This is a genomic window from Marinagarivorans cellulosilyticus (genome assembly GCF_021655555.1).
Lineage (GTDB): Bacteria > Pseudomonadota > Gammaproteobacteria > Pseudomonadales > Cellvibrionaceae > Marinagarivorans > Marinagarivorans cellulosilyticus.
On sequence record NZ_AP023086.1, the window covers coordinates 2,668,869 to 2,684,564 of the forward strand.

General features: G+C 47.6%; 12 protein-coding genes. 9 read left to right on the top strand and 3 right to left on the bottom strand.

Translation table 11 applies throughout. The features are described from left to right. Window positions 1-27 precede the first annotated feature (27 nt). Window positions 28-693 (bottom strand): hypothetical protein, encoded by a 666-nt coding sequence (locus MARGE09_RS10735; protein ID WP_236981801.1) that lies wholly within the window; start codon window positions 691-693, stop codon window positions 28-30. Between the two features lie 178 nt (window positions 694-871). Between MARGE09_RS10735 and MARGE09_RS10740 the strand changes: the two genes are divergently transcribed. Beyond that, entirely contained in the window at window positions 872-1,453 is a 582-nt protein-coding gene (locus tag MARGE09_RS10740; RefSeq protein WP_236981803.1) for a DUF4136 domain-containing protein, read from the top strand. Between the two features lie 3 nt (window positions 1,454-1,456). Here the strand turns inward: MARGE09_RS10740 and MARGE09_RS10745 are convergent, their stop codons facing one another. Together MARGE09_RS10745 and MARGE09_RS10750 are read right to left on the bottom strand one after the other, a co-directional pair. Next, window positions 1,457-2,275, bottom strand: a complete 819-nt coding sequence (locus MARGE09_RS10745; RefSeq protein ID WP_236981805.1) for a putative RNA methyltransferase — start codon at window positions 2,273-2,275, stop codon at window positions 1,457-1,459. Window positions 2,276-2,281: 6 nt separating this feature from the next. Continuing rightward, window positions 2,282-3,709 carry a M48 family metalloprotease gene (locus MARGE09_RS10750; protein ID WP_236981807.1) on the bottom strand — a complete coding sequence of 476 codons (1,428 nt, stop codon included), beginning with the start codon at window positions 3,707-3,709 and terminating at the stop codon, window positions 2,282-2,284. A 208-nt stretch (window positions 3,710-3,917) separates the two neighbouring features. Here MARGE09_RS10750 and MARGE09_RS10755 point away from each other — a divergent pair, with 208 nt between their 5' ends. From MARGE09_RS10755 to MARGE09_RS10790, 8 genes are all read left to right on the top strand, one after another. Continuing rightward, a complete protein-coding gene (locus MARGE09_RS10755) occupies window positions 3,918-4,184 on the top strand; it encodes a sulfurtransferase TusA family protein (RefSeq protein WP_236981808.1) in 267 nt (88 codons plus the stop codon). Next, on the top strand, window positions 4,181-5,260 hold the full coding sequence (locus MARGE09_RS10760; RefSeq protein WP_236981810.1) for an AI-2E family transporter: 1,080 nt from the start codon (window positions 4,181-4,183) through the stop codon (window positions 5,258-5,260). Before MARGE09_RS10755 ends, MARGE09_RS10760 begins: the two co-directional genes overlap by 4 nt. Window positions 5,261-5,374: 114 nt before the next feature. Next, window positions 5,375-8,380 carry an insulinase family protein gene (locus MARGE09_RS10765; RefSeq protein ID WP_236981812.1) on the top strand — a complete coding sequence of 1,002 codons (3,006 nt, stop codon included), beginning with the start codon at window positions 5,375-5,377 and terminating at the stop codon, window positions 8,378-8,380. Window positions 8,381-8,855: 475 nt separating this feature from the next. Beyond that, window positions 8,856-11,519 (top strand): pyruvate dehydrogenase (acetyl-transferring), homodimeric type, encoded by a 2,664-nt coding sequence (aceE, locus tag MARGE09_RS10770; protein ID WP_236981814.1) that lies wholly within the window; start codon window positions 8,856-8,858, stop codon window positions 11,517-11,519. A gap of 9 nt (window positions 11,520-11,528) precedes the next feature. Continuing rightward, complete coding sequence (gene aceF, locus MARGE09_RS10775) at window positions 11,529-13,127, top strand: dihydrolipoyllysine-residue acetyltransferase (protein ID WP_236981816.1); 1,599 nt, start codon at window positions 11,529-11,531, stop codon at window positions 13,125-13,127. A gap of 66 nt (window positions 13,128-13,193) precedes the next feature. Further along, window positions 13,194-13,781 (top strand): DUF488 domain-containing protein, encoded by a 588-nt coding sequence (locus tag MARGE09_RS10780; RefSeq protein ID WP_236981818.1) that lies wholly within the window; start codon window positions 13,194-13,196, stop codon window positions 13,779-13,781. Between the two features lie 62 nt (window positions 13,782-13,843). Continuing rightward, on the top strand, window positions 13,844-14,587 hold the full coding sequence (locus MARGE09_RS10785; protein ID WP_236981819.1) for an SDR family NAD(P)-dependent oxidoreductase: 744 nt from the start codon (window positions 13,844-13,846) through the stop codon (window positions 14,585-14,587). A gap of 192 nt (window positions 14,588-14,779) precedes the next feature. Beyond that, window positions 14,780-15,613 carry a mechanosensitive ion channel family protein gene (locus MARGE09_RS10790; protein WP_236981821.1) on the top strand — a complete coding sequence of 278 codons (834 nt, stop codon included), beginning with the start codon at window positions 14,780-14,782 and terminating at the stop codon, window positions 15,611-15,613. The last annotated feature ends 83 nt before the right edge of the window (window positions 15,614-15,696 follow it).

Consider the following 15,696-nt stretch of genomic DNA (forward strand, 5'->3'; position numbering starts at 1 on the left):
TTCTAAACGATGCAAGGGCTGGAGCATTTAGTGGTTCGAAAAGTTTCGTTGCCACGTTTTATCCTTAGCCAAGCAAAAACTGTAGTTGCCGTTGGAGGATTCGCCTTTGCTGTCAGAAATAGATATCGCAATATCTCGGCATTTTTTGCTGTTTTGACGGTAGTTAGCCGTGACAACATTGACGCCTGAGTGCTGAGTTTCTGGGTTGTACCACGAGTACGGGTGACCAATATTTGCCGACTCCAGTGCCAGCTCTGCAGAATTGCTTAGTTTTGCCCAGTCGTCCTCAGTGAAGCGGCGAGCGGGCGTATCTTTAACTTGCCACTGGTTGTCCACTTTACAAATGTCAAAGCGGTAGGCTTCGCGCGCTTCGCCGTTGGCTAGCAAGAATAAAGAGCGGCGGCAGGTATGATTGCCGCTGGTATAAGTGAACTTCACCTTGTACTTGCCGGCTAAATCACTGGTTGAGCTGCGCCAAGTGACTTCTTTGTGGTCCTCAAGGGTGTCTAGTCCATCGCGGATAAATTTTTTAAATTCAGCAATTTCCTCGTGAGAAAAGTCCCCTAGAATAGAATTTTTCAAAAAACTTACGTTGAGAGCGTGGGCCGCTTGCGCACCAAAGAGGCTGCTAGTGAGTATGGCGCTGGCAACTATAGGTGCACGCAGTCGTAAAAAAGAGGGTTTCATGATCATTTGCTACTCGTCATTGTGATCAGGCATTTGGGCGGCGCGAACGGGCTCAAGCTTTGTTGTATTGCACAAGCCTAGGTCGTTGTTATACTGCGCAAGCTTAACATAACGCCGGCGTTTAACATTATATGGGGCGCCATTATATCCTGTGATTTTTTGATACAACAGTTGGATCAATACCATGAAATTAGTATTTATTACGCCCATTATCGCGCTATTGCTGTGCGCAATAACCGCTTGTTCAACGAACCCTTTGAATGTAAAAACTGACGTTGTGACTGACGAATTCAAAGACTTTGCCACGTACAGCTGGCACATTCAAAGCAAGCAAGGCTTAAATCCAGCAGAGAAAAAGGTCGACAGCTTGGTAAAGGCGATTGTTAATAAGCAGTTGGCAGCAAAAGGCTACGCGCTAGTGGCCGCGGCTAAGGCCGACTTTCTAGTGAATTATGAACTTACGGCTCAGGACCTTGTTGATGTAACGGCCATGAATGTTTATTCCGGTATGGGAGATGGATTTGTTTGGCGCCATGGTGAAGGTGTAAGCAATGAGGTGTATGTTCAAAGTAAAGAGTACAACATTGATACCTTTAAAAAGGGCACCTTAATCTTTGATTTTGTGAATGCGACATCAGATAAGCTGGTTTGGCGTGGTGTTGCAACCAAGCGTATTGATCACCAGCTGAACAATGCTGAAATTGAAACGGGTTTAAACAATGCCTTTAATGCATTGCTAAAGGATATTCCCAGCGCAAAGAAATAACCCTTAAGCGCGGCAATAGAGTTTGATTTGAAAAGCTAGCGGTGTGGTCAGCGCCTCTAGCTTTTTTATCGCCTGCTGTTTTTCTTCGCTGGCACTCCAGTAGTAGGGCGTCATTGTTAGTAGGTTGAAAATATCCGCCCCTGTAATGGTTGTTTTTTGTTCAACTTGAAGTGTTTCAATGCTGTTGAAGTACGGGCTATTATCTAACAGTGCAAAACCATTTTGGTGGGGCTTGAATTGCGTATATACCTGCTCTGCGAGAGTTTGTAGATGGTTACTGGCAGGTCCAACTGCGATGAGGATGCCTTTTGTGGTGAGTACTCTGGCAAGCTCCTTGTCGTCCAACGGCGAGAAAATGCTCAGCGCTAAATCGACGCTACTTTGCATTACAGGAATATCGTAAGCGCTGGCTACGGCTAATTGGTCGTACACGCGGCGTTTAGCTGCTAGCTTTATGCCGCCCTTAGCAATGTCGAAGCCAGAGAGTGATAACTGGGGCATTTGTTGCTTGAAGGCGTGGCCGTAATAGCCTTCGCCGCAGCCAACATCTAATACTGTACCCGGTGCATGCTGCTTGAGTAACTGCACTAATGTATCAACCAGGAATTGATAATAACCTTTGTTGAGGAAGTGCTGACGGCATTGCATCATGGCGTTGTCGTCGCCAGGGTTTTTACTGCGTTTTTTTTGCGCTAAAAGTAAGTTTACATAACCTTCTTTGGCAAAGTCGTAACTGTGGTTATTCTCGCAACGTAAGCTGTGCGGTGTATTTTCGGGGAATGCGTTAAGGACTTGCTGGCAAGCGGGGCATTTTAAATTCATTGCGTATTACAGTTTCTCGTTTTGTAATTTGCGAACATACGCTAAGCGCTGCTCTAGCCTAGGTTTTTCGTATTTGGTGTCTTCAGTGAGCTTAAGGGCATTGCGCAGTTGAATTTCAGCTTTTTCGTAAATACCAAGCAAAATAAAGTACTCGGCACGTGCCTTATGCACCTCGAGAATATGCCCTGCAAGGCCGTGTGTCTCTGCCAGTAAATACCACACGTAAGCGTTTTCTGGGTGGCGTTTTACGTGCTCGGTTAGCACCGATTGACCCAGTTCATAGCGTGAGGCCTGCATCAATATTTCGGCGTAACGCACGTTTAAAATATGGTTGGTTGGCGTTATAGCGAGTTCCCGCTTTAGTATATCTATCGCCAAGTCCAAGCGGTCTTCGGCGGCATAGATGTCGGCCCTAGCGATGCGCACGGGCAATAAATGACCGTACTCCTTGGCTAAAATTTCGTATTCTCGCAGTGCATCTTCTGTGCGGCGGCTTTCGATTAGTGCTGTTACTAAGCCGTAGCGTGCGGTTAATGGCGATAAGCTAATGCCGTTAAGCTCGTTAGTGAACCGCTTTACCGCAAACTGGGTGCTCGATTCATGGCGTAAAATGGCGCGTGCTTTTAGAATTTGAAAGTTTTCATCGCTCGGGTAGTGGCGCTTAGGGTAATTTTGACTGCGGTTCTTGGCATCGCTAATGCGACTTTCGGTAACCGGGTGGGTCAGTAAAAATTCAGGTACCTTGGCACGGTAGCGGCTGGCGCGCAGCAGCTGTTCAAACATTTGCGGCATGGCGTGTGGGTCGTAGCCCGCGTTAATCATAGTATCTAGCCCCACTCGGTCGGCTTCGCGCTCCATGTCTCGGCTAAAGGCTAAAGAGCTACTCATTTGTTGGGCTTGTGCTGCGGTCATCGCGACAATGCCGGCGTCAGCCTCTCCGGCGGCCATAATTAAAATGCTACCTAGCATGGTGGCCCAGTTTAATGGTGCCTTACTTTTTTGATAGGCAACTCGTCGTGCGTAGTGGCGTTGGCTAAGGTGGGCTAGCTCGTGCGCGAGAATAGAGGCAAGCTGCTGCTCAGTTTGTGCCATCAGAAAGGTACCAGTATTAACGCCAACAATACCGCCGGGCGCCGCAAAGGCATTTAAGCTCATGTCGTCAATAACTAATAAAGATAACGGCTTATCAGGCAAACCGCTGTGGACCACCATGTTATCGAGCAGGCTATCAAGGTAAGCCTCAAAGTAAGGGTCTTGCGCTTGTGGGAAATAGGCACGGTATTGGCGCAGGGCCTTGCGACCAAGGGCATATTCAACAGACGGGGAAATTAACCCAGCGCTGTTATCACCAATACTGGGAAGCTCAACTGCAGCTAGGCTTTTTGATGTAGTGACACAAAGTGCAAGGGCGCAAAGGGTGCGGATAAAGGTCATGCAAAAGCTCGGGTTCTTCATATTAAATGGCACAGTGCCTAAAAAAACGGGTGTCATCAAGCGCTATTGTGAAATCTTAGTGGATCACATCCTGCCTTGAGGGGCGCTATGCCTCTTAAGGCTGATACGATCATGCCGTAATAAGAGTTACAATGCGGCAAATAATTCCATGTGTGCTCAATGACTCCCCTTACTGCTGATAACAATTATGTCTAATGAATCGATAAAAACGACCGTTGAGGTTGATGCGCGAGGGTTAGATTGCCCCATGCCATTACTTAAGGCCAAGCTTGCGCTTAATGGGTGCAATAGTGGCGATGTGGTGCGGGTACTGGCAACAGATGCTGGCTCAGTACGCGATTTTCATGCATTTGCTGAGCTTTCTGCGCATACACTGTTACGATTTAATGAGCATGAAAGCTTTTTTGAATACCATGTGCAAAAAGGTGAATACAAACCGGAAGGTGTCGCATGATTAAGGTTTTTGAGCGCTGGATCGAACGTTACTTTGCCGACGAAGAAGCTATTTTAATTGCGGTATTGTTGGTTGTTAGTGTGGCGGTTTTGGTGACTATGGGGGTTGTATTGGCACCCATGATCGCTGCGATTATTATTGCTTTTTTACTGCAGGGGGTAGTGGCGCGGTTAGAGCACTGGGGGGTGCCGCATATCGCGGCGGTCACCATGGCTTTTTTACTGCTCGTTAGTGCCATTGTGTTAATCCTGTTGGTGCTATTGCCTTCGATCTGGTCGCAAACGTTAAACCTAGCTGGTGAAGCGCCCAAAATGCTAAAGCAAGCGCAAAAGCTGTTATTGGTTTTGCCCGAAAGCTACCCAGATTTACTCTCCAAAGAACAAATGACACAGTTAATTACGGCAGCGAGCGCTGAACTTGGGCAAACGGCGCAGCAGATTTTAACCTTCTCTATTGCGCAGCTACCCATACTCTTTGGTGTATTGATCTATTTAGTATTAGTACCAATTTTGGTGTTTTTCTTTTTAAAAGATGGCGCCGCTATGGTGGATTGGTTGGGCAATAAGTTACCTAACCGGCGCCCGCTTATGCGCCAAATTTGGCACGAGATGAATCAGCAAATAGCTAATTACGTCCGAGGTAAAGTGGTAGAAATTATCATTGTTGCTGGGGTTTCTGTCATTACGTTTACGCTGCTGGGGGTCAATTACGCCCTTTTGTTGGCCGTTATTGTGGGTCTTTCGGTTCTTATTCCTTATATCGGTGCTGCCGTTGCAACAATCCCCGTTGCGCTTATTGGCTTTTTTCAGTGGGGCTGGGGCAGCGAATTCATGTACCTTATGTTGGCGTATGGTGTTATTCAGGGGCTAGATGGTAACGTTCTCGTTCCTCTGCTGTTTTCCGAGGCCGTTAAAATGCACCCCGTAGCCATCGTGTTGGCTGTACTAGTTTTTGGTGGTTTATGGGGTTTTTGGGGGGTCTTTTTTGCCATCCCGCTCGCAACCTTAGTTAAGGCGATATTAACCGCTTGGCCTACGGCAAAAGCCGGCATGGAAGAAGCTGCTGCAAAAGGGTAGTGGTTATCGTGTAGCTGTTAGCTCTAGGTTCTAGCGTACGCACAATGTGGGTGAACCGAATAGACCGCGATATGTCCTAAACTATCGCGGTTTTTTTTAAATAAAGAGGACACAATGAATTCAGTCTGTAAACGACATCGCTTGGCCTGTGTGGGCATTATCGGTAAGTTACATAATAAAGTATGTGCTGTGGGCCTGGGGCTGGCATGTAGCTGGTTGTCCTCTATGTGTGTGGCTCAGGCTCAAGTTACAGCTTCGCAAGCGCCGGTGCATGAAACACCCGGTGCCGAGGCGCTGGCAGTGAATGCGCCACAGCGCTTGCAACCACAATGGCTGCAGCCAGAGCTTAGCCCTAACGATGCTCGCCAAGTTGATTACTTTGTGCTGAATAATAATCTACCCGTATTGTTGATTTCTGACCCCAACGCTGAAAAGGCTGCGGCCGCGCTAGATGTGAATGTTGGCAGCGGAGAAGATCCACTAGAGCGTGCTGGTTTGGCACACTTTTTAGAGCATATGTTGTTTTTGGGAACACAAAAATACCCAGATTCCGAAGAGTATCAAGCCTATATTCAAAAGCATGGCGGTAGCCATAATGCCTATACGAGCTTAATGCATACCAACTATTTCTTTGATGTTAATGCTGATCACTTGGCGGGGGCGCTGGATCGTTTTGCGCAGTTTTTTATAGGGCCACTATTTAACGAAGAGTATGTCGACAGAGAACGCAATGCGGTGCATTCGGAGTTTCGCTCTAAGTTTTCGACTGAGTACCGCCGTCAAGAAGATGTCCTGCGGCAGGTGATTACGCCGGGCCACGCCTTGTCGCGCTTTCGAACGGGTAATTTAGATTCCTTACATAATGAAGACGGTGAGCTGCGCAAAGCGTTAGTCAGCTTCTATAACCGTTACTACGCGGCTAATAATATGCGTTTGGTGGTGGTGGGCAAAGAAACACTTCCACAGCTACGGGCGATGGTAAAACCTTTGTTCTCAGCCATAAAAGATTTCCCCGTCGCCCACGAAGAAGCGAGCACACCGCTATTTAATGCGTCATTTTTGCCAGCTTCAATCAATATTACCCCCAATACCGAAGTGCGCTCGGTCAGCTACCTTTTCCCAATCCCTAAAAATGACTATTGGATGAAAAAACCGCTGAGCTATTTAGGCTTTGTGTTGGGGCATGAAGGTGAAGGTAGTTTGGCATGGTTGCTAAAAGAGCAAGGCTGGATAGAAAGCCTTTCTGCGGGGCGGGGGGTGGGCTGGCGCCAAGGCGATACGTTTGGTGTTTCTATCAGCTTAACACCCGAAGGCTTGAAGCATGTCGATACCATTGATAGCTTGCTGTTTAGTTACATTAAAACCCTGCAGCGCGAGGGCATTAACGAGTGGCGTTTTAACGAAATAAAACGTTTAGGCGAAATAGACTTTAATTTTAAAGAGCGTGGCGAAGCCATGATGGAAGCAAGCCATCTCGCCAGTAAAATGCAGCTAGTTGATAGCCCCATTTTGTTTTCAATGGATTATCGTTTAGGGCAGTTTGACAAAGCATTGATTCAAAATTTTGCCGGCCACTTAAATGCCGATAATGTTTTGCGAATTGTTACTGCGCCATCATTGCAAACCACGGATAAAACCGCGCTGTACGAAGTGCCTTATGCGGTTAACCAAACTTATAAGCCCGCGCATATCGACCCGGCTAAAAACGAAGCGTATAAAGTACTATTAGATAAAAGCGCACTACCCGCTAAAAATCCCTTTGTGCCAGAAAGCTTAGCGTTGATAAAAGAGGCGCACGATAAGCCCAAGCAAATTGTAAAACATGCTCGCTTTAATGCATGGCATGTCAGTAATACCGAATTTTCTGTACCGCGAGCAACAGTGCGGGTGCGCTTAAAATCAGTGTTAGTAGAGCAATCTGCAGAACATGCTGCGATGGTGAAATTACTGGCCGACGCTATCGAAGCCGATCTCAATCCGGTGACATATCAAGCGGCAATGGCCGGCGCAAACTTTAGTATTAATGCCACCTCGAGAGGCATCGATTTTGTTTTTAGTGGTTATTCAGATAGCATTGAGCCGCTACTAAATTACACGGTAAAACAGCTTAATAATTACAAAAAAGGTAAGGGGATTGTTGCCGAGTTGCCTCGCCTTAAAAGCATGCAAGAGGCTTTGGTGCGACGTTATCGCAATGACAAAAAAGAAACGCCTTACCGACAAATGATGAGCCACCTTGCGGCAACGCTTTATCAGCCGTATTGGTCTGCACCAGATATGGCTGATGCGCTAGCCGCGCTAGAGCCTACAGCCTTGCCGGGTTTTACTGAGAATTTATTGCGTCAAAGTGAAGTCACGGTGCTAACCGCGGGCAATATTAATACTCGGCATGCGAAAAAGCTGGCGAAAAAGCTAAAGCGCGTATTGGTCGATGGGCGCTCATTTAAATCGAAAGTGGGAGCAAGGGTGACTCAGCTTGTGCAGGCTAACGCTATTGATATTGCAGCCGAGCACCAAGACAACGCCACGATGCTTTACCTGCAGGGCAGCGATGATTCGCTGCAGGAACAAGCCGCATTACAGTTGTTTGCGCAAACTTTGAGCACGCCATTTTATCACCAGCTGCGCACCCAGCAGCAGCTAGGTTACATTGTATTTGGCAGTTACTACCCTGTGCGGGAGGTGCCAGGTGCGGTTTTTGTTGTGCAATCACCGCAGGCGGATGTTGTGGCATTAGAGCGAGCGATATCGACATTTTTAGCCGATTATAAACCCGACTTCGACACCCAGTTTCATGTCCATCAATTGGCGTTGGTAGGGCAGTTATCCGAGAAACCCAAAAACTTGAATGCGCTGGTAAGCCAATACTGGCAAAGTTTAAACAGTGGCGATACGGCGTTCAGTCGCGACGAGGCGTTGATTGCCGCAGTTGAAAATTACCAGCTTGATGATTTCAAGGCTTGGTACAACCAGTTTTTAACGGATAGCCAAAAGCGTCAGCTGATTTTATATTCCCAAAATGCCACGGTAGATAAGCCTAAAACGGTATTCTCGTTAATTCCTCACATCACTGATTACGCGGCCTTTAAGGGCAAGGCTCCCTCCTTGCTGTACCCCTAAGTTGTTTATTATGCGCTCGGTATTTGCCGAGCTGTAAATTGAGCAGATGGTACGACTATTGCGCAATGTGACAGCTGTAACACTGCGCAATAGGCCCGCCTATCTATGGGCGGGCCCGACGCACAGCTAGAAATGTGAATTTGATCTGTGTAGAATCGTGGCGCCTTAATCTGTAGTTCATCGTTATTGGGGCAGTTGCGTAACACCTTATTTCTACTTTCACAGCTTTGCTGCGGCTACTAAGAAGGCGCGGTAGCAGGGTCTTTTGGTTGCGACTGGCTCACACCTACCGCTTCGTTGGTATGGCGTATAGATGAACACACCGCTACCGCGTGGCCCCCTAAGACTAGGCGGCGCACTCAGTAGTGCAATTGATATTAAAAAACGACGAGCTGAAAAGGGAAGAGCCAGCTTGTTCCTGTTATTACTGAAACTTGCGTACTTTGTGTAAGGCGCAGTGGATGAGGAGGCTTTGATGCTTGAGGAAAACGATACTCTTGAAACACAAGAGTGGCTAGACGCACTAGAATCTGTCATTAAACACAGCGGTTCTGAGCGTGCTGGACAATTGCTGGCAAACTTGTCGAACGCTGCGACACAGGCCGGTGTCCGCCTGCCGTCCGCGATTACTACACCCTACAGCAATACCATTCCCGTTTCAGCGGAAGCACAAATTCCTGGTGATTTAGCGTTAGAGCGTAAAATTCGCTCATTAATTCGGTGGAATGCAATTGCTACGGTTGTTCGTGCTAATGCGAATAACGATGATGGCCTCGGTGGTCATATATCGTCTTTCTCCTCTTCTGCGACTTTATACGATGTAGCTTTTAACCACTTCTTTCGCGGTAATAACGGCGAGCAAATGGGCGATTGCGTTTACTTTCAGGGCCATATCGCTCCGGGTATTTACGCCCGCTCGTACCTAGAAGGTCGTATCAACGAAGATCAGCTTAATAACTTTCGTCGTGAAGTTGATGGCAAGGGTTTGTCGTCTTATCCGCATCCTTGGTTAATGCCTGATTACTGGCAGTTCCCAACGGTATCTATGGGCCTTGGTCCCATCACGGCTATTTACCAAGCTAACTTTATGCGTTACATGTCGGCTCGCGAATTGGTGCCGCGCGGTGATCGTAAAGTATGGGCGTTTTTGGGCGATGGTGAGTGTGACGAGCCAGAAAGCTTAGGCGCAATATCGTTAGCAGGCCGTGAAGGCTTAGATAACCTTATTTTTGTGATTAACTGTAACTTGCAGCGTCTTGATGGCCCTGTGCGCGGTAACGGTAAGATTATTCAAGAACTTGAAGGTATGTTCCGTGGCGCAGGCTGGAATGTGCTTAAAGTGGTTTGGGGTAAAGGCTGGGACCGCTTGCTTGAAAAAGACACCACTGGTTTATTGCAGCAACGCATGAACGAAGTGGTTGATGGCGAGTTGCAAAACTACAAGGCCAACGGCGGCGCTTACACCCGTAAGCACTTCTTCGGTAAATACCCAGAGTTACTCTCGCTTGTAGAAGATATGAGCGATGACGACATTATGCATTTAAGCCGTGGTGGTCACGACCCTCAAAAGGTGTATGCCGCATATCACGAAGCGACAAACCACAAAGGGCAGCCAACGGTTATTCTGGCACAAACTGTTAAAGGTTATGGTTTGGGTGCGGCCGGTGGCGAGTCTGTCAATATTGCGCACAACGTTAAAAAGCTGGGCGCCGAAGATTTATTGCGTATTCGCGACCGCTTTAATATTCCGCTAACGGACGAGCAGGTTAAAGATGTTCCGTTTTATCGCCCCGCAGAAGACTCGCCTGAAATTAAGTACCTAAAGTCTCGCCGTGAAGCGTTGAATGGTTATTTACCATCGCGCGTCAGTGACTTTACGCCGCTCGAAACCCCCGGGCTCGATAAATTCCCGCGTCTTTTAAAGACGACGGGCGAGCGAACAATGTCGACGACTAAGGCGTTTGTACAATACTTGTCGGCGTTGGCGAAAGACAAAAACATGGGCAAAAATCTAGTGCCTATTGTGCCTGACGAAGCCCGTACTTTTGGTATGGAAGGTATGTTCCGCCAGTTAGGTATTTATAGCTCGGCTGGCCAGCAATATACCCCGCATGATCACGAGCAGATCATGTACTACAAAGAAGATAAAAAAGGCCAGATCATGGAAGAAGGCATCAACGAAGCAGGCGCTATGTCGGCTTGGGTTGCTGCTGCTACGGCCTATAGCAACTACAAAATGCCGATGGTGCCGTTTTACGTGTACTACTCGATGTTTGGCTTCCAGCGCATTGGTGATTTAGCCTGGTTAGCGGGCGACGCTCAAGCGCGTGGCTTTTTAATTGGTGCCACCGCAGGGCGCACCACGCTTAACGGCGAAGGCTTGCAGCACCAAGATGGTCACAGTCATGTGATGGCAAATACCATTCCTAACTGTCGCAGCTACGACCCCACTTATGGCTTTGAGTTGGCGGTGATTATTACAGACGGTTTGCGCCGTATGTATGCTGAAAAAGAGAATGTCTTTTACTACATCACCACCATGACCGAAGAATATACCCACCCAGATATGCCAGAAGGTGCCGAAGAAGGCATTATTAAAGGTATTTATCAATTGGCCGCAGGCAAGAAAACGCCTAAAGGCAAGCACCGCGTACAGTTGATGGGGGCGGGTTCTATTTTGCGCGAAGTTGAAGCGGCAGCCGAATTGTTACGCAAAGACTTTGGTGTGGAATCAGACATCTGGAGTGTCACAAGCACCAACGAGCTAACACGTGAAGCGCAAACAGTTGAGCGCTGGAATCGCTTCCACCCCGATCAACCGGCCAAAAAAGCTTACGTGACCCAAACGCTTGAAAAACAAGACGGCCCGTTCATTATCTCGACGGATTACATCAAAAATTATTCTGAGCAATTGCGCAATTACATCCCTGGCGATTACTACGTGTTGGGTACAGATGGTTTTGGTCGCAGTGATTCACGCAGTAAGTTGCGCGAGTTCTTCGAGGTGGATCGTAACTACGTTGCCGTGACGGCGCTTAAGGCGTTGGCAGACCAAGGCAAAATTGACGCGAAAGTGGTTGTAGAAGCCATGGCAAAATATGGCATCGATGCTGAAAAAGCCGAGCCCTTGACGGTATAGGAGTCTATTGTGGCGATTGAAATAATTAACATCCCTGATGTTGGCGGCGCAGAAGGCGTTGATGTCATTGAGATTAGCGTTGCGGTTGGCGATACGATAGCCGCCGATCAAGAAGTGCTGATGCTAGAGTCCGATAAAGCCAGTATGGATATCCCTTCGCCAAAAGGCGGCGTGGTAAAAGCCATATTGGTTAAAGAGGGCGATAAAGTCGCGGAAGGCACGCCAATGCTTGAGCTTGAAGTGGAAGGCGATGCCGCTGCTCCAGAGCCAGCTGCCGCTCCAGAGCCAGCCGCTGAGCCGGCTCCGGCAGCAGCGAGTGCACCAGAGGCGAGTGTTACAGATATTCCGGTACCGGATATCGGTGGTGCAGAAGGCGTAGAGGTTATAGAAGTTTTTGTCGCGGTGGGCGATACCGTAAGCGAAGGCGATAGCCTTATTGTTTTAGAATCCGATAAAGCCAGTATGGAAATCCCCGCACCTGCGAGCGGTAAAATAACCGCATTCACGATTAAAGTGGGTGATAAAGCTAGCCAGGGTGATGTGATTGGTCAAATGGAAGTCGAGGGTGCTGCGCCAGCAGCTGCCCCTGCACCAGAGGCCCCAAAAGCGGCAGCACCAGCTCCCGCTGTCACGTCTGCTCCGGCTAAAGCCGAACCAGTACCTGCGTCGTCGGTTGGCGCTGAAATAGTCGTTTCCTCTAGCGAAGTCTATGCCGGTCCTGCGGTACGCAAACTAGCTCGCCAGCTTGGCGTTAACCTTGCCGAGGTCAAAGGTACGGGTACGCGCGGCCGTGTTTCGTTTGACGATGTTCATGGCTTTGTCAAAAACGTGATGCAAAAGCGTGCTTCCGGCGGCGGTGTGACTAGCGGCGCTGGTATTCCAGCCGTGCCCGACGTGGATTATGCCCAGTTTGGTGAAGTTGAACTTGTGAAAATGAGCAAGATCAAGCAGCTAACCGCAGAAGCTATGACGCGTAACTGGCTAAATATTCCGCGTGTCACGCAATTTGATGATGCCGATATTACCGATATCGAAAGTTTCCGCAAAGGCATGAAAGCCGAAGCTGAAAAATCAGGCGTTAAGTTAACGCCGCTACCGTTCATTATTAAAGCGGCTGCCGCTGCTTTACAGGCAGAGCCAAGTTTTAATGTGGCAATGCATAATGACGGTGAGCACATTATTCAGAAGAAGTTTATCCATATTGCTGTTGCGGTGGATACCCCGCGTGGCTTGATGGTGCCAGTGATTAAAAATGTCGATCAAAAAGGCATTTACGATATTGCTCGCGAAGTTGTGGAGTTGGCCGGTAAGGCGCGTGACGGCAAATTGAAGCCGGCCGAAATGCAAGGCGGTTGCTTTACTATTTCTAGCTTGGGCCCATTTGGCGGTACCGGTTTTACACCTATGGTGAGCACAACTGAAGCAGGCATTCTGGGTGTCTCTAAAGCAAGCATGCAGCCGGTGTGGGATGGCGCAGCCTTCCAGCCGCGTATGATGTTGCCGCTAAGTCTTTCTTACGATCACCGTGCAGTTAACGGTAGTGATGCCGGGCGCTTCCTGACTTACTTAAGTACAGTGCTTGGCGATGTTCGCCGTTTATTACTATAAGCATTAATACGCAATAATTTAAAACCGGCCAATGGCCGGTTTTTTTGTTTTTGGAGCGTAGAATTTATGTCTTTGTTTACCATTGGTTATGCCACTAAGCCGATAGATACCTTCGTTGCACAATTGCAGCGCCACAATATTCAAGCGGTTGCCGATGTACGTTCGGTACCTTATAGCAAAGCATTTTTTGATTATCACAAAGAAGCGATTGAAGCGCGTTTAAAAACCGAGGGTATTTATTATGTATACCTTGGTGACGAGCTGGGCCCGCGCTCAAAAGATGATGCGCATTATGACGAGCTAGGCCAAGTACAATTCGACCGTCTAATGGCCTCGGCCTTATTCAAGGCAGGTATTAATCGTCTAAATAACGGTTTAAATAAACCGCTGAGTATTGCGCTGATGTGTGCAGAAAAAGATCCAGCTACGTGCCATCGCAGTTTACTAATCGGGCATTATTGGGCGCGGAGCTACCCAAATGTGCCACTTGGGCATATTTTGCATGATGGAGAGCTAGAGTCGCAGTGCGCATTGGAATCCCGAGTAACGAAAATGCATGCCGCTGAGGATGATTTGTTTATGACGCCTTGCGAGTGTGCACACTCAGCCTATTTACAGCAATTAAAGTTAACGTCTTATCGTAAGCCTTTGTAAAAAGCTTAATAAAGCAGTGTTAATATATTGCTTTATTAATGTGTTTAATAACGGGGGTGGTAATGAGCTTCAGTAAGAAAGTGGCCATAGTGACCGGTGGCTCCACAGGGATAGGCAGAGAGGTAGTTTTAAAGCTCTGCGCGCAAGGCGCGAAAGTCTATAACTTGGATATTGTTGATGTTGAAAGTGATGCTTGCAGTTATATCGCGTGCGATGTAAGTAATTACGAGCAAGTAGAAAAGGCGGTTGCTCAGGTGTTGGATGAAAGCGGCCGGGTTGATCTGCTGTTTGCGAATGCCGGCATACATCTATTTGCGAATATCGAGCAAACCAGTGTGGATGAGTTTGAGCGAGTATTGGCGGTAAATTGCAAGGGTGTATTCTTTACGCTTAAAGCTGTATTGCCCATTATGAAAGAACAGCGACAGGGTAAGGTTTTGATTATGGGGTCGGATCAATCCTTTGTGGGTAAGGGGATGAGTGCGGCTTATGGCATGACTAAAGGCGCCGTTGCACAGCTGACTAAAAGTACCGCTATTGATTATGCCGAATTCAATATCAGCATCAATTGCATTTGCCCTGGCACTATTGATACGCCTTTGCTCCATAAGGCGGTCGATAAATTTAAGTCTATTACTGGCGCGAGCGATGGCGAGGTAATGGCAATTCTAGAAGATGCTCAGCCCATTAAGCGTATAGCTGAACCTGCTGAAATCGCGCGAGTCGCGTGTTTTTTGTTATCTGATGAAAATAGCTTTATGACGGGCGCCTTGGTGCCGGTTGATGGCGGCTATACCTGCCAATAAATAAAATATTCAGCCATCTGCACAATTGAGTGCTAATCGATCATTTTCTAGGCCGCTCAAGCCATCCATGGGTGCTATGCATGCGCTCCCGGCGCGTGAATACTTAGAAAATAATCAATCAGCCCCCGAGTCGGCAATAATTTTTTATGGCTAAATAGTTACAGAATAAATCAATCAAATGAGGAGAAAATAATGGAAGATGTTCAGATACAAATGCAAACACATGCGGAAAAGTTGTGGGAGCTAGTCACAATTTATGGCGGTCGTTTTGTTTTGGCGATTGTGGTTTTGGTGCTTGGGCTATGGATTATTGGCCGGATGAGCGATCTGGTGCGCAAATCTACCGTAAAAGGCTTACCCGATGAAACCCTTGCTAAGTTTCTTGCCAATATCTTTGAAATTATTCTAAAGGTATTGTTGGTTATTAGTGTGGCCTCTATGGTGGGGATTGAAACAACCTCTTTTGTAGCGGTGCTGGGTGCTGCGGGTTTGGCAGTAGGCTTGGCATTGCAAGGTAGTTTGTCAAACTTTGCCGGTGGTGTGATGGTGCTGATTTTCCGCCCGTTTAAAGTGGGGGATTATGTTGAAGCGCAGGGTTTAGAAGGAGTAGTGATTGATATAGGTATTTTTGTTACTACGCTTAAAACTTTTGATAAGCGCACAATTATCGTCCCTAATGGCCCGCTAGCTAATGGCAATATTATTAATCACACTGCCAGCGAAGTGCGCGCGGTAGAAGTCGCGATAGGTATATCCTATTCAGATGATATCGCTAAAGGTAAAGAGGCCATGGAGGCTGTATTAAAAAATGATCCTCGTATTTTACAAGATCAAGATAACCTAGTTGCCGTCGTTGATCTTGGTGCAAGCTCGGTTGATTTTTTAGTGCGTGCATTTGTAAAGACAGAAGATTATTGGTCGTTCTATTTTGATTCTAGACCTTTGCTCAAGGCGGCTGTCGAAGAGGCCGGCCTAACCATCCCGTTCCCTCAACGCGATGTGCATATTATCCCTGAAGCTAGCTAGCCATACTTGCAGCGAGGCTTCAAAACTTTAAGCCCAGCAATGCTGGGCTTTTTGGGTTTTGGCTTTTCTGGTTTTCGTAAGGT